Consider the following 21,605-nt stretch of genomic DNA (forward strand, 5'->3'; position numbering starts at 1 on the left):
CAGCCTGTCGCGTTTGATAGTGAAGCAACACTTGCCACAGGATAATAATAATGAAAACGTCACTCTCCGTGCTAACCCTTGCCTGTTTAACCGCGTTCAGCTTGGCTGATGCCGCCGCGACGACCTATATTCATGCCGGCCGCCTGATTACCGCTGAGCATACCCAGCCGCTGACCGAGCACACCATCATTGTTGATGGCAATAAAATTGTCGGCGTCGAGCGTGGCTACCAAACGCCAACAGCGGGTGCCACTTTGATTGATTTACGCCAGCATACAGTGATGCCGGGGCTGATGGATATGCATACCCATTTTTCGACCCAGATGAGTGCCACCTCCTATGGTGAGGGTCAGCGCCTGAATGAGGCTGATTTTGCATTACGCGGAGCCGTGTTCGCTGAGCGAACTCTGTTGTCTGGTTTTACCACAGTACGTGAGCTTGGCGACAGTCATCAGGTGAGTGTGGCGCTACGTAAAGCCATTGCCCAGGGCTATGTCAGTGGACCGCGGATCTTCGCCGCTGGCAAATCTCTGGCCACCACCGGAGGCCATGCCGATCCGACAAATGGCCTGGCTTACTTACTGCAGGGCGATCCGGGTCCAAAAGACGGGGTAATTAATGGTGCGGATGAGGCCCGTAAAGCGGTGCGGCAGCGCTACAAAGAAGGTGCGGATCTGATCAAGGTGACGGCCACTGGCGGGGTACTCAGCGTTGCGAAGAGCGGCATGAATCCGCAATTCACCGACGAGGAGCTGGCGGCTATTGTCAGCACCGCACGCGACTACGGTTTTAAAGTGGCGGTGCATGCGCACGGCAAAGAAGGGATGCAGCGCGCCATTAAAGCCGGCGTCGATTCGATTGAGCACGGCACCTTTATGGACAAAGAAACCATGGCGCTGATGAAAAAGCATGGTACCTACTATGTGCCGACGATCAGTGCTGGCAAATGGGTGCAGCAAAAAGCAGAAATAGACGGCTTTTTCCCGGATTTGGTCCGCCCGAAAGCCGCGACTATCGGGCCCCTGATCCAGCAAACCTTTAGTGAAGCCTATAAAGCAGGTGTAAAAATTGCCTTTGGCACCGATGCCGGCGTTGGGGCGCATGGTGATAACTGGCGCGAATTTGTGTATATGACCGAAGCCGGCATGCCGGCCATGGCAGCAATTCAGTCTGCTACTATTGAAGGCGCGCGTTTACTGGGCATGGAGCAGGAGCTGGGCTCAATTAAGGTGGGTAAACTGGCCGATATTATTGCGGTGCCTGGCAATCCGTTACAGGATATTCAGCTGATGGGCCAGGTGAGTTTTGTGATGAAGGATGGTCAGATTTACAAGCAATAAGGCCATTGCAGCAGGCACTAGGCCTGCTGAAACCGTGCCAGAATCAGTCGCAAATCGTCTTCGATTTGTGCTTTCAGATCTTTCTCGGCAGTCAGACGAACTTTATCCTGCTGCCGGGTCAGTTTTTTGTCCTGATCCTTGCGGGCCTGATGGGTTGGCATATCTTTAACCGTCAGATACATCTGATATATCCCGGGGTAACTGCTTACAGCATCGGGCTTATCAGCGGCCGGCCAGTGGTCCAGTAACACCCATAGCCTTAAGGCACCCTCGGAGAATTCACATTGTTGTTCCAGCATGGCGCGGCTGATCAGTACTATGCTCTCCTGCAGGTACGCTCTCTTTTCCTGCTGTTGCTGGCGGGCCTTTTGCTCAGCCAGCTGCTGCTGTTGTTTCTGTTGCTGCAGTAACCACAGCAGCTTGCCGGCATAAAATGCCAGGCCCGCGACAATCAACACTGCTGTAATCAGCAGTAATACTAACCACCAGGTCACGCCGGATCCTCATCACCTAACAGATCTTTACGCCAGTCAGTACGCTCGAAGCGACTCAGCGGATCCTCATCCTGCTCTGAAGTTGGTGTGTCTGGTTGCTCATCATCCAGCCCTAACAGAGCTAACAGTTCGCTGATGCGGGCGGTCTGGCGGTTAAAATACTTGGCATCTTTACCGGTTAACAGCTCATCGCGTTCTACCCGCTCCAGTAAGAGTTGCAGCTTAGGATCGTTTTCCAGTTGCAGCAGCTCCTGCTCAGGGCTTAGCGGTTCAGCCTTCGCCGGCTTCAGCTGTACCTTGGGTAACGGGGCTGGCGCTGTTGATGCAGGTAACAATTCCAGACTGGTTTCTGGTAGCAATGCGATAGGTTTTTTACTGCCTAAGCGCGGATCTTTCTTCTGCTTACTGCCAGCACTATCCTGACCGGTCTTGGCTTGCTGCATGCTGTTGCGGTTACCTGATTTCAGACCGGCGCCTTTTTTCTTGCTTTCATCCTTGTGCTCACGGATCTTACGGATTTCGCTGGCCGGCAAATGGCGTTGTCCGTTGTCGTTGGCCTTACGGGATTTTTTTTGACGCGTCATAGTGATCTGGATACCTGTAAAAAAGGGCGCACATTTTAACCAGCTTTGCGTAAGATCACCACATCCTTTGCAGGAAAACTTAGACTTAACTGATCGCGACGGGCTAAAAAGTTAAAGGTATCCGGGTGGAAAAAGCGGATATGGGTAGGATCCCGTTTATAGTGCCAGTTGGCAAATTGGCTAACGGCCGGATAGTGGCTGGTCATAATGGCCAGTACGCCACCGGGTTGCAGTAACCTTAACCAGCATTGCCATTCCTGCGCCGGATTGACAAAGTGCTCAATAGCCTCACTACAGCTAATAAAGTCATAGCGCCGCGTCAGCACCTCAGGGTTATTGGCAAAGAACGGGTCCCACAGCTGCATCTGATGACCGGCTTCCTGCAGCATCTGGGCTAATAACGGGCCGGGGCCACAACCAAAATCCAGCCCCTGCAGCCGGCCGGCGGGTAAAGCGGCCAATAAAGGCCCGGCCAGACGGCTTAAGAACTGTCGGTAGCCGGCATCGCTGACATCATTATTATGCAACTGATAATGTTGTTGTTCTTGTTCTGCAGTTAACAACTGGGCGCTGGGGACAAAAACAAGTGCGCATTGCTGACATTGCCGGTACTGACGCTGCGGGTCTTGGCTAAACAGGCTACTGTCCGGGTGCAGACAGAGTGGACATGGTTCCATCTAACTTTCCTAAAAAACAAAGGGCGATAAGAATAACTTATCGCCCTGTTTATTTGTGCCTAGTGGTGGACACTTCTCTCGAATCGCTCAAATCATCCTGAAGCGCAGCCAACATCGTGTTGCCAGTTATCCATATATTGTTGTTTGCTGTCCGTGCGCGCTCTTTTCTTATTCACGACCTTCCTGGTAACTTTCGTAATCATCCTTGTGCGCCTTAGCGCCTGACACCATCCGGGCATCTTAAAACACAGCGCACCCAAGGGTGCTGATAGCTTCCTTTACCACATGTCCCTGTTGTTGTATCGCTTTTAGCGAACGGTTTAAATTTACTCTGTTCTGCGCAGATGGCAAGTCTTTGCTGCTAAAAAATACAAAAAAAATTCGACTTTAGTCTAGGCTTTTAATATTTTCAGTAACTTATGCTGTATAAAATATAGCAAAAAAGTTCCTGAAAATTGAAAATCAGGTTGATATCGTACAGTGCCTGTGAGAGATCTCGCACAGCGGAAATAAAAAACCGGCCTGACAGCCGGTTTTTTATTCAGACTTTGTTCAGCTTAGTGTAAGCCACCCAGGTATTGCGACAGTACCCGAATATCTTCATCGGTCAGCTTTTTCGCTACTTCGCGCATCATACCGTTCATATCGTTAGCGCGGGTACCGGCGCGGAATTCTTCCAGCGTGGTTTTCAGGTAATCGGCATTCTGGAAACCGATACGTGGGAAGCCCGCCAGGCTGGTACCGGCACCACGCGGACCGTGACAGGCGATACAGGCTGCAATACCGCGCTCGGCATCGCCGCCACGATATAGTTTTTGGCCGGCTTCAATCACATCTTCCGGTGTCGTACCCGGTGTCATGCGCTGTGACGAGAAATAGGCGGCCAGATCTTTCATATCCTGATCAGACAGTGCGGCTACCATACCAAACATGATGGCATTCGAACGACCTTCTTTACCACCTGAAGTCATACCCAGTTTGTAGTCGGTCAGTTGCTTATACAGGTACTCAGCATGCTGGCCGGCAATTTTGGGGTAGATGGCTAACGGACTGTTACCATCCGGGCCATGACAGGCGGCACAGGTTGCAGATTTTGCTTTGCCAGCCTCGGCATCACCATCGAAAGCGTTTGCTGCACCGATTAAACCGAATAACAGCGTCAGAGGTAGTACGAGTTTTTTCATTTTTGATCCGTCTCAGTCCGCATTCAAACGCCAGTGAGCTGGCTATAATGAATAGTATTAAGGTGTTTTTTCGCCTATTTTACACGAAACTGCTCAAAGTAAAATCCCATCCTTTAGTCAAAAGCTTCTTCCGATCCTCCAGATCCGTTACAATAACCCTAATTTAACTGCCGGAGCAGCTTGTGTCACAACCTAAGTTCAATTTTCAGCAGGTCAGTTTTCTGACCAGTGCCCCTGATATCAGGGCCTTGCCAGCCGATACCGGTATCGAAGTCGCCTTTGCCGGCCGCTCCAATGCGGGTAAGTCGAGTGCGCTGAATACCCTGACCCGGCAAAATAATCTGGCCCGAACCAGTAAAACGCCTGGCCGGACCCAGCTAATTAATACCTTTACGCTGGCGCCGGAAAAAAGATTAATTGATTTACCCGGCTATGGTTTTGCCAAGGTACCGCTGGCGGTAAAAGAAAAATGGCAGAAATCGTTATCTGAGTACCTGCAGCAGCGGCAAAGCCTGAAAGGTTTGGTGGTGTTGATGGATATTCGCCACCCTTTGAAAGATCTGGATCAGCAGTTGATCTTTTGGGCCGTGGAGAGCCAGTTACCGGTGCTGATCCTGCTGACCAAAGCAGACAAGTTGGGGCCCGGCGCCCGAAAAAAGGTGTTGCTGGAAGTGCGCGAAGCCGCACTGGCTTTTATGGGCGACGTGCAGGTGCAGGTATTCAGTTCGCTGAGTAAGCTTGGCTTACCTGAGTTTGAGCAGGTATTAAACGGCTGGTTTAGCGACGAGTCGACAGCAGACGTCGACGCGCCCTAAGTAAACCCTTCAGGATCCCCAAAAAAAAACCGACCCAGCAGGGTCGGTCATAGCAATCGGGGAGAAGCTATATAAAAATCAAATCAACAGGGTGTCTTATCGCTAAGACGGCCACAGTATAGCACTAATTTTGTGCTGTTTAAAGTATTTGCTCTAAAAAATGTTGTTCAGTTACGTGAACTGCAACTGGCTGCTGCGCCATTGGCTTGTGATCAGAAAAACGGGCATAAAAAAAACGCCCCGCTGCAAGCAGCGGGGCGGCTAAATAAAGCCTACTTTCAGAATCCGGGGTGCAACACCCTGGTTGAAAGATAGAATATCTTACCTCTGTACCCTACGACTCAAATTCTAGTCATTTTCTGAGCGATTGCAAGAATTTTTTGTAATAAAACTACATAAAAGTCTAAATGGTGCATTTTTAAGACTTTTTATGTAATTAAATTACCACGCCCTAGTGGGCTTGATCCCAGTTGTCGCCATAACCCACTTCGGCCAGTAAGGGTACATCCAGCTTAGCGGCACTGGCCATCAGCTGCTTTAACTCGGTCGCTAACCAACTGACATCGGCGGTGGTCACTTCGAACACCAATTCATCGTGTACCTGCATAATCATCGCTGCTTTGTCAGCGGCATGTTGCTGCAGCCAAGCCTGTACCTTAATCATCGCCAGTTTAATAATATCGGCTGCCGTACCTTGCATCGGCGCATTAATTGCCGCCCGCTCGGCGGCCTTTTGCCGGCCGATATTTTTGGTATTTATATCGGGCAGGTATAAACGCCGGCCAAACAGTGTCTCGACATAGCCCTGCTCATGAGCGTGTTTCCGGGTGCGCTCCATATAATCAAGCACACCGGGGAAGCGCTCAAAATAGCGATCTACATAATGCTGTGCTTCGCCCCGACCTATACCGAGTTGTTTGGCCAGACCAAAGGCTGACATGCCATAAATTAATCCGAAGTTCACGGCCTTGGCACGGCGCCGCTGCTCACTGCTAACTTGATCCAGACTTACCCCAAATACCTCAGCCGCGGTTGCCCGGTGTACGTCCAGGCCTTTGGCAAAGGCGTCCAGTAGGGCTTTATCCTGCGACAGATGCGCCATAATCCGCAGTTCAATCTGCGAGTAATCGATGGCCATAATCAGCTTACCTGGCGGTGCAATAAAAGCCTGGCGGATCCGCCGCCCTTCTTCGGTGCGGATCGGAATATTCTGCAGGTTGGGTTCAGTGGAACTCAGGCGGCCGGTAGCGGCGACTGCCTGATGATAAGAGGTATGCACCCTGCCAGTTGCCGGGTTAATCATTTTCGGCAGTTTTTCGGTATAGGTGGAACGCAGTTTGCTCAGGCCACGGTGCTCCGTGATCAGTTTGGGAAATTCATATTCCAGTGCTAATTCTGCCAGTACCTCTTCCGCTGTAGAGGGCGTGCCGCTCGGGGTCTTTTTCAGTACCGGCAACTTCATCTGCTCGAACAGAATTTCTTGTAACTGTTTCGGGGAGGCCAGATTAAACTCTTTGCCGGCTTGTTGATAAGCCAGTTGCTCCAGTTCGGCAATCCGCTGACTTAACTGCTGGCTTTGCTCGGCCAGCAACTGGCTATCAATCAGCACGCCTTGCCGCTCAATATCCGACAGAATAGCAATCAGCGGCAATTCAATCTCATTGAATACTTTGATCAGGCCGGGGCTTTGCTGCAGCTGTGGCCACAGTGCCTGATGCAGCCGCAAGGTGACATCGGCATCTTCGGCTGCGTACTCGGCCGCTTTTTCCAGTTCAATCTGGTTAAAGGTGAGTTGCTTGGCACCTTTACCGGCTATATCTTCGAAGCTGATGGTGCTATGTCCCAGATATTTCAGCGCCAGGCTGTCCATATCATGGCGGCCGGCCACCGAGTTCAGCACATAGGACTCCAGCATAGTGTCAAACTTAACGCCCTTAAGTGCAATATTGTAACGTGCCAGCACACTTTGGTCGTACTTCAGATTCTGTCCTACCTTGGCTTTGGTTGGATTTTCCAGCCAGGGGGTTAAGCGTTGCAGACAGTTCTTACGATCCAGTTGTGCCGGTGCACCCAGATAGTCGTGTGCCAGCGGCAGGTACCAGGCTTTACCCGGCGCGGTCGCGAAGGACATCCCGACCAGTTCCGCCTGCATATAATCCAGGCTGGTGGTTTCGGTATCAAAAGCCGTCAGTTCAGCTTGCTCCAGCTCGGCTAATAAGGCAGTTAAATCTGCTGAGCTCAGAATGGTCTGATACTGCTGGCGATCAATCACTTGTCTGACTTGCTCAGGGCTTTCTGTTGTTGGACTGTCTGCCTGCTCGGTCTTCGCTATTCCCGCCGCCGGCTCACTGTTGGCCAGGACTTCCGCCAGCCAGCGTTTAAATTCGCACTCCCGGTACAGCTCTGCCAGTTCTGCCCGGTCGGCGGGCTGGATCTGCAATTCGTCCAGCGTGCAGGGAAGCTCTACGTCACACTTAATGGTTGCCAGCTCATATGACAGCTTTAGTTGGGCTTCAAATTCCTGCAGCTTAGCGGCCATGGTTTTCGCACCACGGAAACTCAGGCCTGCGACCTGATCCAGCTGTTGGTAAATCTGTGCGATAGAACCCAGCCCCTGCAGCAGAGCCGCTGCCGTTTTCTCCCCCACCCCTGGTAGACCCGGGATGTTATCCACTTTATCGCCCATCAGCGCCAGATAATCGATAATCAACTCCGGGCCAATACCGAATTTTTCTATTACTGCAGGTGGATCGAGCAGCGTATTGGTCATGGTATTGATCAGTGTGACATGCTCATCAACCAGCTGCGCCATATCTTTATCACCGGTTGAAATCAGCGTATGGCGGCCAGCGGCACTGGCCTGGCGGGCCAGGGTACCTATTACATCGTCAGCTTCAACGCCGCTAATGCATAATAATGGCAGGCCCATAGCGCGAATAATCTTGTGCAGCGGCTCAATCTGGCTGCGTAGATCGTCTGGCATTGGTGGCCGGTGCGCTTTGTACTCAGCATACATTTCGTTGCGAAAAGTCGGGCCCTTGGCATCGAATACTACCGCCATCTGGGTTGGCTGATACTGTTTCAGCAAACTTTTCAGCATATTGACGACGCCATAAATGGCACCGGTCGCTTCGCCGCGGGAGTTAGTCAGATGCGGTGGCGCATGATAGGCGCGAAATAAATAAGAAGAACCGTCAACCAATATTAACGGATTTGTCGGGATATAAACCATGATGCTGTTCCTGCGCGGACTTGATGCTATAGCATGCCATAGCAGACCAGATCAGGCTAGCTGAACAAGTTTCCGGGATAGAGACTTATTAAGGCATAAGCTGTGGATAACTTTGTGTAAAACAATAGGAGATAACCACGCTGTAATTGACAGCATGGGGAACATTTTACTTCTAAGTGTTTGTCTTATAAAAGAAAGGTGCCTAACTGCAAGTGCCCTGATTCTTATTTTTTTAGCATTGCGTAATGTGGAAAACGCTTTAGCTTTCGCCCGGAGTCCATTCTCGACAGCAGCCTGCAACTCCGCGCAGGTTGAACAGACTATCACAACTGACGCTTTTGCCCAGAGCTAATTTTAAAAAATTTTGCTCCTAAAAAAATGCGCTTCTACTCAAAAAAGCATAAAGCAGATTTGACGGGCCTTTTAGCAGATTAGCATCGCGATTTGATCTTGGGTTATTGTTGTGCAAAGGCTGAACAGGGACTCTTCCGTTCTGCGGCAAAGGCAGGCTATAATGCCAGAAAATCAGTATGGCTTTTAGGATGGGATCATCACTATGAAGAAATTATCACTTGCAGTGGCATTACTGCTGACCACGCTGGGTATCAATGCCAGCACTGACCAGGAAAAAGATGCCATTGCCAAGCGTATTGCCCCAGTTGGCCAGGTTTATGTTGCTGGCGCAGCTGCCGCAACTGCTGCCGTTGCCTCGGGGCCTCGTAGCGGTGAGCAAGTATATCAGGCGGCTTGTTTTGCCTGTCACGGTACAGGTGCCCTGGATGCGCCTAAACCAAATTCAGCAGACTGGAAGCCGCGTATGGCACAGGGTTTCGATGTGTTGTTAAAGCACTCGATCGAAGGCTTTAACAATATGCCTGCGATGGGTACCTGTATGAACTGTTCGGAAGATGAAATCGCTGCCGCCATCCGTTTTATGACCGACGGCGTTTAACCAGTTACTGCTGCATCATGAAAAGCCGCGCAATAGTGCGGCTTTTTTGTCTTCACGCTGTTTTAAAGCCACTTAAAACTAATTTAGTTTTATTTCTTTACTCGCTCTTCCATGCGTCTAAACTTTATGCATAATAACACTTTGTTATTATTGCTCTGACCAGTGTTTTTGCGCAACGGAATGGCGGATTTGAATAATTTATCGACACTTCAGCACCAACTCAATAAAACCAATACCCGACTGCGACGGCTATTGGCTTTAATTGCGCGCTATAAAGAAGCCTATACCATTCAGGGCGCTTTGTTGAAGCTGTCGGAACTGGCGAGCAGTATCAGCGATATGGCAGAGTTTTATCCGGCGATCCATAAGATGGTATCGGAGTTACTGCATGCGGAAAACTTTTATGTCGTGCTGTATGACAGTGAAACCACAGAATATAGCCTGCAGTACTTTTCTGACGAAAAAGATCAGCAACTGATCGTGTCAGTGCCATCCAGTGCTTTCTCCAGCGGTTTGACCGGCTATGTTGTGCGTACCCAACAACCCTTACTCTGTGATGAAGCACAGTTTGAAACGTTAGTCAGCAGTGGTGAAATCCAGTCTCAGGGTTCACCGTCAGCGCACTGGATGGGGATCCCATTGCTGCGCGAAGACAAAGTTATCGGTGTGATGGCGATTCAGTCCTATGATCCGGCGTATCGCTATAACGAACACGATCTGAAACTATTTAACAGCATCGGTAGTAATACCGTTATCGCACTGGACCGGGTAAAGAGCCGCGAATTGCTGGAAACCACAGTGCGGCAACGCACCTTACAGCTGCGGCAAACTAACGAGTCGCTGCAAAAAGAAATTAAAGAGCGGATCCATGCCGAAAAGCTGCAGGCCGCCTTATATGAGATATCCGAATTAACGGCCAGTAGTCAGGATATGCAAACCTTTTACCGGGCTATGCATAAAGTACTTTGCGGCTTAATGGCGGCCGACAATTGCTATATAGCTCTGTTGGATCAGGACGGTACTAAACTGACCTTTCCATTTTATCTGGACCAGTTTAGCCCCGCCGCCAGTGACCGACCCTTGGGTAAAGGCTTTACCGAATATGTGATCCGCTGTGCTGAAGCGCGTTTGATCAATAGCGAGGAAGCGGCGCAGTTGGTGGAGCGGGGTGAGATCCGCCGTGGTATCGGCAGTTTAAACCAGCCACACCGTAACTCCAGTAGCTGGCTGGGTGCGCCATTAAAAGTGGATCAGCGGGTACTGGGCGTGATAGCAGTGCAATCTTATGAAACAGGCTATCAGTATACCGAGCAGGAATTAACTATCCTGCGTTTTGTTTCACAACATATTGCCGTTGCCATTCAGCGTAAATTAGCCTCGGAGCGTCAGCGCCAGCATCAGGAAGAGCTGGAACGTAAGGTATTTGAAAGTACGCGGGAATTACGGCAAACCAATTTGTTTTTACGTTTACAGGTAGAAGAGCGCAAAAAAGCCGAGCAAAAGCTGTTTTATGATGCCAACCATGATGTGTTAACCGGCCTCGCCAACCGGCAAATGTTTCTGCAGCAGCTTAAGCAGCAGTTTGCATTGATCAAACGCCAGAGCCAACCGGGTATGGCGTTGCTGTTTCTCGATCTGGATCGCTTTAAGTTGATTAATGACACCCTGGGCCATCATATTGGTGATGCTTTTTTAATTGAGAGTAGTAAGCGGTTGCTCAGTGCCATCCGTGAACATGATGTGGCAGCGCGTTTTGGTGGTGATGAGTTTGTGGTAATGCTGCTGAATTTACAAAGCTTTCAGGATGCCGAAGAGGTGGCGCAGCGGATTATTGATAAATTCCGCCAGCCTTATCAGTTGGACGGGCATAAAACCCAGTCCGGGGTTAGTATCGGTATAGCCCCGTTGACCATGGAATATCATCATGCCGATGCGCTGCTGCGCGATGCTGATGCCGCGATGTACCATGCAAAGGCCTTGGGCCGTGGACGCTATGCAGTATTCCAGGCCGAGATGCGCGATCAGATGTTAAAGGCGCTGAGTAACTAAGCGCCGACCCATCGGGGGTTGTTTATCCTTTAGTCAACAATTGCCGTAAGCGAGCAATATTCGCCGCGGCAGTTTGCTGGCGCTGTTCGGCCGTTTTCGGCTGATCCGGCTTTTGCCACTCCAAGTCATCCTGCGGTAATTCCTGCAAAAAACGGCTGGGTTCAGGTCTGATGGTTTCACCAAATTGCCGGCGTTCGCGGGCATAGGTAAAGATCAGTTCGCGCTGAGCCCGGGTAATGCCGACATAGGCCAGCCGGCGTTCTTCCTCGACATTGTCTTCGTCGATACTGGTTTGGTGCGGCAAAATGCCCTCTTCCATCCCAACCATAAACACGTATGGAAATTCCAGGCCTTTTGAAGCATGCAGGGTTAATAATTGCACCTGATCGGCCTGATCCTCCTGTTCCTGCCGTTCTAACATATCGCGCAGACAGAGTTTACTGACCACTTCATTGATCGTCATGGCTGGCTCGTCATCTTTGCCTTCCAGCATTTCGACAATCCAACGGTACAGCTCGTTGACATTTTTCAGCGCCATTTCCGCTGCTTTCGGGCTGTTACTGGTTTCAAACAGCCAGGCTTCATAATGGCTTTGCCGGATCAGGTCACGTATGGCTTCGCTGGCCTCAGCACGCTGGGCATTATCTGCCAGCTGATTGATCCAGTCAGCAAATTGCTGTACTGCCTGCAAACTGCGCGCCGGTAAAATATGCGCTAATTCCGGGTGGCAGCAGGCGGCGAACAGGCTGATATGCAGTTGATTAGCCAGATTGCCAATTTTTTCTAAGGTAGCATGGCCGATTTCCCGCCGCGGCACATTAATAATCCGCAATAGCGCGTTATCGTCATCCTGATTCACCAGCAAGCGCAAATAGGCCATCACATCCTTGATTTCGCTGCGGGCAAAAAAGGAGGTGCCGCCGGAAATACGATACGGAATACGGTTAGTCATCAGTGCTTTTTCAAATACCCGCGCCTGATGGTTGCCGCGGTACAGAATGGCATAATCCCGGTACTGGCTGCGATTACTAAAGCGGTGCGAGATAATTTCGGCTACTACCTTGTCGGCTTCGTCTTCTTCGTGTTTGCACGGCAAGACTTTTAGCGGCACACCATAGCCGTTGACGCTAAACAGCTTTTTCTCAAACTCATGCGGGTTATTGGCGATCAGAATATTCGCCGCTTTTAAGATCCGCTCCGCTGAACGATAGTTCTGCTCCAGCTTGATCACCTGCAGTTCGGGAAAGTCTTTTTTCAGCAGCACCAGATTTTGCGGCCGGGCACCACGCCAGGAATAGATTGACTGGTCATCGTCGCCAACCACGGTAAAGCGGCGCCGCTCGCCGACCAGCCATTTCACCAGTTCATACTGGCTGGTGTTGGTATCCTGATATTCGTCGACCAGCAGATAGCGGATTTTCTGCTGCCAGCGTTCGCGGGTTTCGGTCTGATGTTGAAATAACAGGGTTGGCAGCAGAATAAGATCGTCAAAATCAAAGGCATTACAGGCTTTTAGCATCTTGCTGTACTGCATATAGTAATTCGCCAGGCTGATCGTTTCCGCATCCTGTGTTTGTTGCAGTGCCAGCTCAGGTAGCGTCAGGTCATTTTTCCAGCTGCTGATACGGTTTTGCAGCTTACGGATCAGTTCTTTATCACCGTTATACTCGCCATCGGTCAGTTCTTTTAACAGCGAAAAGCTGTCCTGATCGTCAAACAAACTGAAGTTAGCTTTGTAACCAAGCTGGCGAAATTCTTTTTTCAGAATTTCCAGTCCCAGCGTATGGAAGGTCGAGATGGTCAGGCCACGGGTGGCGCTTTTGGGTAACTGGGCGTTAATCCGCTCCCGCATTTCACGCGCTGCTTTATTGGTAAAGGTCACCGCCGCGATATGCCGCGCCGGCAACTCGCATTCCTGAATTAAGTAGGCGATTTTATTGATAATAACCCGGGTTTTGCCACTGCCGGCACCTGCCAGCACCAGACAGGGGCCGCCAATAAATTTAACCGCTGCGTCTTGCTGTGGATTTAACTTCATCTGACCTGCCTTTTGTTCTGGGCTGGCATTGTAAGGCCTGACGGCAGAAATTTCATTCGCGTTCTGCCATTTAGGCCGTAGAATAGAGCAGAGCAATCGAAAACACCGGAGAAGATGATGCTGGATCCGAAAAAAATTGAAGAGATCGCCCGCCAAATCGGTGCTGTGATCCCACCGCAGCTAAAGCAGTTTGCCGATGAGTTGGAAAGCAAGGTTAAGCAGGTACTGCAAGCGAAGCTGGCCGATCTGGACTTTGTTGGTCGGGAAGAATTTGACGTACAGCGTCAGGTACTACTGCGGACCCGGGAGAAAGTTGAGGCGATGGAGCAGCAACTGGCAGCCTTACTGGCTGAAAAAACTCAGGATTTCCGCCAGAACGAGCTGCCAAGCTCAGATCAGCAGTAATGCAACCCTAAAAGCTGCGCCGGTGTTGGCCGGCGCAATTAAGCATTTATTTTTTTACGGATTTCAGAATTTCAGTTAAACCCGCAACCGCACCACCGATATTCGCCAGCTCGGCCGGCACTATCATCGTATTATTGGCCTTGGCCAGATTACCGAACTCTTTTACATATTGCTCGGCAACCCGCAAGCTAACGGCTTCCTGACCACCAGGCTGGTTAATGGACTCGGCGATTTTGCGCAGACCCTCAGCGGTAGCGATGGCAATCAGCTCAATTTCACGCGCCCGACCTTCGGCTTCGTTAATTTGGCGCTGCTTGTCAGCTTCCGACAGGTTAATCACTTCCTGCTTCTGACCTTCAGACACGTTAATCATCGCCTGACGTTCACCCTCGGACTTGGCAATGGCTGCCCGCCGTTCCCGCTCGGCGCGCATTTGTTGTTCCAGTGCATCTTTAATGCTAATTGGCAGCTCGATATCGGCAATTTCATAACGTAACACTTTAACGCCCCAAGGACCTGCTGCTTCGTCCAATGCCCGTACTACTTCTTCATTGATTTTTGCACGCTCTTCAAAGGTTTTATCCAGATCGGTCTGACCAATCACCGAACGCATAGTCGTTTGTGCCAATTGTGCCGCGGCATAGCGATAATCGTTGATGCCGTAACTGGCCTTCATCGGATCGATAACTTGCAGATACAAAATGCCATCAATACCGACCTGGATGTTGTCCCGGGTAACACAGGTTTGGCGTTTAACGTCGATCACTTCTTCTTTCAAAGTTTGGATATAAGCAACTTTATCGACAAAAGGGATCAGAATGTGAAAACCCGAATCAAGCGTGCGTGAGTATTTACCTAAGCGCTCAATCACATAATTGCTTCGTTGCGGTACAACCCGGGCTGATTTGAAAATGGTGATCACCACCGCCAGCGCAAAGCCAAAGGTTAGAATGGTTTGAATATCTAATTGTTCCATAAGTTAAGACTCCTTTTTCGTTAGTTAACTTTGACAACAGTGAGATGAATACCCTCATTCGCAACAACACGCGCCAGATCGCCGGCTTTTAACTCGTCACTGGATTGCGCATCCCACTGTACACCGTTCAACACTACCCGGCCGCGGCCGTGCTGAAAGTCTGCTAAAACTGTGGCTGTATCACCGATGTCTTCAGTAAAGCGCGATGGATGTTCGCCTTTGTCGGCGGTGAAACCAACAAACCAGCGTTTAAAACGGCCTCGGGCGGTAAATAGCAGGACCAGACTGACAATACCAAAGACGGTGTACTGAGTACTGGCCGCTTCAATCCAGCCGAGCTGCAGTAACACGCCGACGACAATGGCGGCTAACCCCAGAAACACTGCGACAATACTGGTGGCCAGTAATTCGCTAAGAATTAATGCCACACCGATAATAATCCAAATCATGGCTGTACTCATTTAAACCTCCTGTTACTAGCTTTAGGCTCACCACAGCAGTGTAGCGCCAAAATGACAGCTTGCTAACTGTTAATTTACAACGAATTGTAAAAAGGTGTAACAACCTGCGCCGGACTCGTTCTAGAGCTTAGTCTTCGCCAGAGCCAGGTCAAGCTGTTGTAAAAAGCTCAGCACGGTTTCTACCACCTGATGATAAAACGCGACATCGACTTTATCTGCCGTGTCTCTTGGCGTGTGGTAATCGGCATGATCGGCCACGCCAAAGTAGATAAAGGAGACGCCCTGCTGATGAAAGACGCCATGATCAGAACTGAGCGTCCAGTCCTGACTGTGGCCGGCTTTGTACCAGGGGCGATCGTGGGCGGCGATTAACTTAACAGCGCTCTGTTGTTGCAACTGTTCCAGTAATGGCAGTAACCAGGGATGATGATAACTGCCAACGGCAAACAGCTGCTGTTCGGTATCGCGGCTTAACATATCAATATTGATATTAAACCTTAGCTGCTCGGCACTGAGCAGGCCGGTACGAAATAGTGCTACCGCACCCTGCAAGCCTTTTTCCTCACTGTCCAGTGCGGCAAACAGTACCGGATGGCGCAGCGGATGCTTGGTAAGGTAACGTGCCAGTTCTAACATGGCGGCGACGCCGGAGGCATTATCGTCGGCGCCATAGAAGATGGTATCGCCGTGCATGCCGAGGTGATCATAATGAGCGGTAATAATCAGTGGCTTTAAACCCGGCTCAGTACCCGGCAATAACCCGAGCACATTGGCTGCATCTTCCACTCCAGGAATAACGGCATTTTTGCGTCGAAGCCAGCGATTAAATGAAAAATGTTCCGTTACGCTATAGGGGTGCAGGTAACCCTCGCTGCCGGCGGGGGTTAAACCGATAGCGGCAAATTGTTCGGCAATCCATAATCTGGCAGCGATGCCGCCCGGCGTACCCGGGGCGCGCCCTTGCCGCTCTGCCGCGGCCAGCCAGCTAAGGTCGGCCATCATCCGCTCCGCATCAAGACGTTGCTGTGGTGCTGTCGGCACGGCCTGTTGTTTTAGCGCAGTAATTCTGGCGCTTTCCTGCTGGGTTAGCTGCGTTAACCAGTAAGGTTTCAGACCATAGTAAGCCAAGAGCGCTATGACTACGATAGCCAGGGGCCAACGTAATTTTTTCAGTAATAACATCTGAACGTCCAGTTATCGATAAGTTTCTGCAAGGCAGCAATTCGCGCTGCCAACTACGTTTATGTAGTTATCATACTGATAATGTCCGGCAAAGTAGTGTTTTTTCGACTAGTTCTTACTGCGCTGCGACCACTTTGATTTCGACCTTCCAATGCGGATCGGCCAGTTTAGCTGCTACGGTAGTGCGTGCCGGTGCTGCGCCTTCAACCAACCAGGCATCCCATACCTGGTTCATCGCGGCATAATCGGCCATATCAGCCAGAAAAATCGTGACGTCGACCAGCTTGCGTTTATGACTAAAGCAACGCTCCAGCAGGGCGTCAATCTGAGACAGCACATTTTCGGTTTGGCTTTTAATATCGGTTGCCGTGGTATCCGGCACCATGCCAGCGCAAAAGATCAGGCCATTGGTAATAACGGCTTCTGAATAACGGACTGTAGGATCAATATGTTGGATGCTCATCTTTATTGCTACCTTAGCCGGGAAAAGAGTAATGATAGGCTAACGCGCTTTATTGAAAACTGCCAGTTGCGGACATAAAAAAGGGCGTACTGTCATGCGAAGCAGTACGCCAAGCCGTGGTTAGGAAATTGAACAGGCCCTAGTTTTTAGCGGTTTTTACATTATTAAATAAGTCGTAGGCAGCCATAGCCGGCAGCCGTTGCTGGATTTGGCTTTCCAGTTGATCCAGTTGCTGCACTTGCTGGCACATGGCTTCACCACGCTGCTCCAGCACACTGGCTTTGGCCTGCATATTTTGCTCTAACTGTTCGCCAAACTTTTCCATGCGCTGGCCAAAGGCTTCCATTCGCTGCTCGAACGTGCCCTGGCCGCTGACCATGGCTTTGCCAATTTGCAGCATAATATTGCCCATGCTTTCTTCGACCAGACTTTCTATCGCGGCATCAAATTCCGGGCCAAAGGCCTGATCGAGTGTCGATAAGGCACTACCACGTACCTCTAACTGTTCGCCGCGGCGCACAATAATCTCGTCGGTGCTTTTTTGGATTTTAGCAAGCACATCACGCATCTGAGGGTGCTGTGCCAGCGATTGACCGGTCAGTTCGGTGAGTACCTGTTCAACGGCGGTACCTGCCAGTTGTAAGCCTGCCTGCACCAGTTCGACGGTGTTGATTGCCTGCTCGCGCACACCAGCCTGATATTGTTGCAGTAAAGCGCGACTTTCGGCATCGGTGCTTTGCTCTTTGCCGGCTAACCACAGCCGACCTTGCTGGTCGATGGTCCACAGTGGTTGTTGCTGCTGTTGTAATACCACCTGCGTTGGCGAAATTAGCAAATCGTGCTCAAGTTGAAATTGACAACTTTGCTCAGCGACAACGGGATGAGCGATGGCAACAGTGGCTGTAAAGAGTAACGCTTTCATTTTTAGATCCTTCTTGCTGTATTGACCCAATAAGCAGAGCAAAGGGGATGCCAAAATTTAACGTTATGATTTTAAATGATAAAATAATCTTGCGAGTGACAGGTTAAGAAAGTTTATTGTTGGATTGGCTAAAAAGTAGTGAGTTTAGCTAAGTAGTCGTCGCTGTCTTTAGAAAGAACTTATTCAGGCCGTCTGAGTTTTTAATTACTTTCTGGAATAACCAAGAGAGATCCATTCCTTTACCCGCTAGCATCTGGATGGCTAAAATGCCAATAATTAACTTAAGCAGGGTTTGTTATGCTGTTATCGTCACTGGTCGCTCAGGCCAGCCCGCTGTCTGAACAGCAGGTAAAACAATTACAGGGGCTGGTAAGCCAGCTTAATCCGATCCAGCAGGCCTGGGTTAGTGGCTATCTGGCGGCCAGTGCCCAATTGGCCGGTCAGAGTGTGGCAGTGGCTCCCTCCGCGGTAGCCGCACCTGCCGCTACCCTAACAGTGCTATATGGTTCACAAACAGGCAATGCCAAGCATGTTGCGGAAGACCTGGGCAAGGCCGCCAGTGGTAAAGGCTTTACGGTTAAGGTGCAGGACCTGGCCGAATATAAAGCGGCTAATCTAAAAAATGAGCGCTTTTTAGTGATTGTCACCTCGACCTATGGTGAGGGAGAGCCGCCGGAAAATGCCATCAGCTTTTATAACTTCCTGTTTAGTAAAAAAGCGCCACAGCTGCCAGAGCTGCGTTATGCGGTATTGGGCTTAGGCGATACCAGCTATGAATTTTTCTGCAAAACAGCACAGGATTTTGATCAGCGCCTCGCCGAATTAGGCGGCAAAGCTATTATTGCCCGGGCCGATCTGGATGTCGACTACGGCACCGCCGCCGCTAACTGGCAGCAGCAGCTAATCACTACCTTAGAGCCGGAATTTGCGCAGGCGCCGGCGTCAACGGCTGATGTTATTAGCTGGCCGGGTGTCAGCCAAACGGCGGCGGCACAGAGCAGTTACAGTAAACAACAGCCGTTTAGCGCTGAGCTGTATACCAATCAGAAGATCACTGGCCGTGATTCAAGCAAAGATGTGCGGCATATTGAGATTTCGCTGGCGGGCTCCGGGCTGCGTTATCAGCCAGGTGATGCGCTGGGGGTCTATTTCAGTAACGACCCACAGCTGGTAAAAGAATTGTTACTGCTTACCGGCATTGCCGCTAATACCCCGGTATTACTGGGGACAGAGCGACTGACCATAAGTGATGCCTTGACTGAACAGCTGGAGCTGACCCAGTCCTATCCCGCTTTCGTCGATAAATATGCTAAAGCCAGCGGCAGCGAAGTGTTACAAGCTTTAGTGGCCGATAAAACCGCGCTACGCAGTTACCTGAGCGAGCGGCAGATTATTGATATCGTGCGTGAGCATCCGGCGCTGATTAGCGCGCAGCAACTGGTCGATGCGCTACGTAAGCAGCAGCCACGCTTATATTCTATTGCGTCCTCGCAGGCCGAGGTCGAAGACGAAGTACATTTAACGGTGGGTGTAGTGCGTTATCAAGCCTATGGCAAACCGCATCTGGGTGGCGCGTCCGGCTTTTTAGCTGAGCGGTTAGCGGAAGGCGGCAGCATTAAGGTGTTTGTTGAAACCAATAACAACTTCCGCTTGCCGGAAAATGATGACACCCCGGTAATTATGATTGGCCCGGGCACTGGCATTGCGCCGTTCCGCGCCTTTTTACAAGAGCGGGATGCCCGTGCCGCCAGCGGTAAAAACTGGCTATTCTTTGGCAACCCACACTTTACGCAGGACTTCCTGTATCAGGTGGAGCTGCAGAATTACTTAAAGCAAGGCTTGCTAACCCGGCTCGACGTTGCCTTTAGCCGCGATACGGCGGAAAAAGTCTATGTGCAGCATAAGCTGCTGAAACATGGCGCTGAGGTCTGGCAATGGTTAGAGCAGGGTGCACACCTGTATATCTGTGGTGATGGCGCCCGGATGGCGAAAGACGTGCATCAGGCGTTGCTAACCATCGTGCAGCAGCAAGGTGGTAAAGATGAAAAGGCCGCGCAACAGTATTTAGATCAGTTACGGATAGCCAAACGCTATCAGAAGGATGTGTATTAATGAGTCAGTATCCTGTTAATCCGGAATTTGTCGCGCCGGGCAAGTTGTCGGACAACGAGCGCTTAAAGGCAGAAAGCGACCATTTACGTGGCACTATCACCAGCGACTTGCAGAATGAGATTACCGGTGGCTTTACCGGCGATAACTTTATGTTGATTCGTTTTCACGGCATGTACCAGCAGGATGATCGTGATATCCGCGCCGAGCGCGCGGCGCAAAAGCTGGAACCGCTGCACAATGTGATGCTGCGGGCGCGGATGCCCGGCGGCATTATTACACCAACGCAATGGCTGGCCATCGATAAGTTCGCGGCCGAGCACACCTTATATGGCAGTATCCGCCTGACCACCCGCCAGACTTTCCAGTTCCATGGCGTGTTAAAGCCGAATATTAAACCGATACATCAGCTCTTAAACAGCATTGGCATCGATTCGATTGCCACTGCCGGTGATGTTAACCGTAACGTGCTGTGTACCTCTAACCCGGTCGAGAGCGAATTGCATCAACAGGCGTATCAGTGGGCGATAAAGATCAGCGAACATTTGCTGCCGAAAACCCGCGCCTATGCTGAGATCTGGCTGGATGGGGAAAAAGTTGAAACCACCGAGACCGAGCCGGTGCTGGGTGATACTTACCTGCCACGTAAGTTTAAGACCACAGTAGTGATCCCGCCACACAATGATGTTGATGTGCATGCCAACGATCTGAACTTTGTTGCTATTGCCGAGCACGGCAAACTGATCGGCTTTAATGTGCTGGTGGGTGGCGGCCTGGCGATGACCTTTGGCGATACCTCGACTTATCCGCGCCGGGCGGAAGAGCTGGGCTTTATCAGCCTGGAGCATGTACTGAAAGTGGCCGAGCATGTGGTCACCGTACAGCGCGATTATGGTGATCGGGTGAATCGTAAAAACGCCAAAACCAAATACACCATCGATCGTATCGGCGTCGACAATTTCCGTAGCGAAGTAGAAAAGCGCGTTGGCGTGGCTTTTGAACCGGTGCGCCCTTATGCCTTTACCAGCCGCGGCGATCGCTTTGGCTGGGTCGAGGGCATTGATGGTAAACATCACCTGACGCTGTTTATCGAAAATGGCCGGGTGCTGGATTTCCCGGGCAAGCCATTAAAAACCGGCTTAGCGGAAATCGCGAAGATCCATCAGGGCGATTTGCGGATGACGGCAAACCAGAACCTGATTATTGCCGGCGTGCCGCTCGAGCAAAAAGCGCAAATCGAACAACTGGCACGTCAATACGGTTTGCTGGATGACAACCACAGTGAGCAGCGTAAAAACTCGATGGCCTGTGTGTCGTTCCCGACCTGCCCGCTGGCGATGGCGGAAGCGGAGCGTTACCTGCCTGAACTGGTGACGAAAGTTGAAGGCTTGCTTAGCAAAAACGGCGTTGCCGACGATCATATCGTGCTGCGGGTCACCGGTTGTCCGAATGGCTGTGGCCGTGCGATGCTGGCCGAGGTCGGCTTGGTTGGCCGGGCGCCGGGTAAATACAATGTCTATCTGGGGGGTAACAAAGTCGGTACCCGGATCCCGAAACTGTTTTTAGATAACGTTGCAGAAGCAGAGATTTTAGCTCAGCTTGACCAGCTTATCGGGCGTTGGGCCACCGAACGGCAGGCCGGCGAAGACTTTGGTGACTTTGTGATCCGCAGCGGTGTGGTCGCAGAAGTCAAAGTGTCAAAAACCGATTTTCACGCCTGAG

The 21,605-nt window shown here is 50.8% G+C and carries 19 protein-coding genes; 8 read left to right on the forward strand and 11 right to left on the reverse strand.

Features of this window, described 5'->3' with window-relative positions; translation table 11 throughout:
* Positions 1 to 50 precede the first annotated feature (50 nt).
* Positions 51 to 1,340, forward strand: a complete 1,290-nt coding sequence (locus A9165_RS11050; RefSeq protein ID WP_065955908.1) for an amidohydrolase family protein — start codon at positions 51 to 53, stop codon at positions 1,338 to 1,340.
* Positions 1,341 to 1,357: 17 nt separating this feature from the next.
* Here A9165_RS11050 and A9165_RS11055 read toward each other — a convergent pair whose 3' ends face one another.
* The 4 genes from A9165_RS11055 to A9165_RS11070 all read right to left on the reverse strand — a co-directional run bounded on the left by A9165_RS11055 (position 1,358) and on the right by A9165_RS11070 (position 4,279).
* A complete protein-coding gene (locus A9165_RS11055; RefSeq protein ID WP_008950477.1) occupies positions 1,358 to 1,834 on the reverse strand; it encodes a DUF2489 domain-containing protein in 477 nt (158 codons plus the stop codon).
* Complete coding sequence (gene yihI / locus A9165_RS11060; protein ID WP_008950478.1) at positions 1,831 to 2,418, reverse strand: Der GTPase-activating protein YihI; 588 nt, start codon at positions 2,416 to 2,418, stop codon at positions 1,831 to 1,833. The genes A9165_RS11055 and yihI overlap by 4 nt, the downstream gene beginning before the upstream one ends.
* A 35-nt stretch (positions 2,419 to 2,453) precedes the next feature.
* Complete coding sequence (locus A9165_RS11065; protein ID WP_065955909.1) at positions 2,454 to 3,095, reverse strand: class I SAM-dependent methyltransferase; 642 nt, start codon at positions 3,093 to 3,095, stop codon at positions 2,454 to 2,456.
* Positions 3,096 to 3,652: 557 nt separating this feature from the next.
* Complete coding sequence (locus A9165_RS11070) at positions 3,653 to 4,279, reverse strand: cytochrome c (RefSeq protein WP_008606369.1); 627 nt, start codon at positions 4,277 to 4,279, stop codon at positions 3,653 to 3,655.
* Between the two features lie 182 nt (positions 4,280 to 4,461).
* Between A9165_RS11070 and yihA the strand changes: the two genes are divergently transcribed.
* Together yihA and A9165_RS11080 are read left to right on the forward strand one after the other, a co-directional pair.
* Complete coding sequence (gene yihA / locus A9165_RS11075) at positions 4,462 to 5,094, forward strand: ribosome biogenesis GTP-binding protein YihA/YsxC (RefSeq protein WP_065955910.1); 633 nt, start codon at positions 4,462 to 4,464, stop codon at positions 5,092 to 5,094.
* A gap of 132 nt (positions 5,095 to 5,226) precedes the next feature.
* Entirely contained in the window at positions 5,227 to 5,409 is a 183-nt protein-coding gene (locus A9165_RS11080) for a hypothetical protein (RefSeq protein WP_065955911.1), read from the forward strand.
* 136 nt (positions 5,410 to 5,545) lie between these two features.
* On the opposite strand, the gene polA is transcribed toward A9165_RS11080, so the two are convergent.
* Complete coding sequence (gene polA, locus A9165_RS11085; protein ID WP_065955912.1) at positions 5,546 to 8,326, reverse strand: DNA polymerase I; 2,781 nt, start codon at positions 8,324 to 8,326, stop codon at positions 5,546 to 5,548.
* Positions 8,327 to 8,882: 556 nt separating this feature from the next.
* Between polA and A9165_RS11090 the strand changes: the two genes are divergently transcribed.
* Positions 8,883 to 9,278: a cytochrome c5 family protein gene (locus A9165_RS11090; RefSeq protein ID WP_008606375.1), complete on the forward strand. Its 396-nt coding sequence runs from the start codon at positions 8,883 to 8,885 to the stop codon at positions 9,276 to 9,278.
* A 180-nt stretch (positions 9,279 to 9,458) separates the two neighbouring features.
* Complete coding sequence (locus tag A9165_RS11095; RefSeq protein ID WP_065955913.1) at positions 9,459 to 11,327, forward strand: diguanylate cyclase domain-containing protein; 1,869 nt, start codon at positions 9,459 to 9,461, stop codon at positions 11,325 to 11,327.
* A 22-nt stretch (positions 11,328 to 11,349) separates the two neighbouring features.
* Here the strand turns inward: A9165_RS11095 and rep are convergent, their stop codons facing one another.
* Positions 11,350 to 13,365 (reverse strand): DNA helicase Rep, encoded by a 2,016-nt coding sequence (gene rep, locus A9165_RS11100; protein ID WP_065955914.1) that lies wholly within the window; start codon positions 13,363 to 13,365, stop codon positions 11,350 to 11,352.
* A 117-nt stretch (positions 13,366 to 13,482) separates the two neighbouring features.
* On the opposite strand from rep, the gene A9165_RS11105 reads away from it, so the two are divergent.
* On the forward strand, positions 13,483 to 13,770 hold the full coding sequence (locus A9165_RS11105) for an accessory factor UbiK family protein (protein ID WP_065955915.1): 288 nt from the start codon (positions 13,483 to 13,485) through the stop codon (positions 13,768 to 13,770).
* A gap of 46 nt (positions 13,771 to 13,816) precedes the next feature.
* Here A9165_RS11105 and A9165_RS11110 read toward each other — a convergent pair whose 3' ends face one another.
* The 5 genes from A9165_RS11110 to A9165_RS11130 all read right to left on the reverse strand — a co-directional run bounded on the left by A9165_RS11110 (position 13,817) and on the right by A9165_RS11130 (position 17,774).
* Positions 13,817 to 14,746: an SPFH domain-containing protein gene (locus A9165_RS11110; RefSeq protein ID WP_065955916.1), complete on the reverse strand. Its 930-nt coding sequence runs from the start codon at positions 14,744 to 14,746 to the stop codon at positions 13,817 to 13,819.
* A 20-nt stretch (positions 14,747 to 14,766) separates the two neighbouring features.
* Positions 14,767 to 15,207, reverse strand: a complete 441-nt coding sequence (locus A9165_RS11115) for an NfeD family protein (protein ID WP_008606380.1) — start codon at positions 15,205 to 15,207, stop codon at positions 14,767 to 14,769.
* Positions 15,208 to 15,327: 120 nt separating this feature from the next.
* Complete coding sequence (locus tag A9165_RS11120) at positions 15,328 to 16,389, reverse strand: M20/M25/M40 family metallo-hydrolase (RefSeq protein WP_065955917.1); 1,062 nt, start codon at positions 16,387 to 16,389, stop codon at positions 15,328 to 15,330.
* Between the two features lie 115 nt (positions 16,390 to 16,504).
* On the reverse strand, positions 16,505 to 16,852 hold the full coding sequence (locus A9165_RS11125) for a RidA family protein (protein WP_065955918.1): 348 nt from the start codon (positions 16,850 to 16,852) through the stop codon (positions 16,505 to 16,507).
* Between the two features lie 139 nt (positions 16,853 to 16,991).
* On the reverse strand, positions 16,992 to 17,774 hold the full coding sequence (locus A9165_RS11130) for a DUF2884 family protein (RefSeq protein WP_065955919.1): 783 nt from the start codon (positions 17,772 to 17,774) through the stop codon (positions 16,992 to 16,994).
* Positions 17,775 to 18,071: 297 nt separating this feature from the next.
* Between A9165_RS11130 and A9165_RS11135 the strand changes: the two genes are divergently transcribed.
* Positions 18,072 to 19,886: an assimilatory sulfite reductase (NADPH) flavoprotein subunit gene (locus A9165_RS11135; protein WP_065955920.1), complete on the forward strand. Its 1,815-nt coding sequence runs from the start codon at positions 18,072 to 18,074 to the stop codon at positions 19,884 to 19,886.
* On the forward strand, positions 19,886 to 21,604 hold the full coding sequence (gene cysI / locus A9165_RS11140; protein ID WP_065955921.1) for an assimilatory sulfite reductase (NADPH) hemoprotein subunit: 1,719 nt from the start codon (positions 19,886 to 19,888) through the stop codon (positions 21,602 to 21,604). The genes A9165_RS11135 and cysI overlap by 1 nt, the downstream gene beginning before the upstream one ends.
* Position 21,605 lies beyond the last annotated feature (1 nt).

Origin of the sequence: Alishewanella sp. HH-ZS, assembly GCF_001704375.1 — a bacterium.
GTDB classification, from domain to species: Bacteria; Pseudomonadota; Gammaproteobacteria; order Enterobacterales; family Alteromonadaceae; genus Alishewanella; species Alishewanella aestuarii.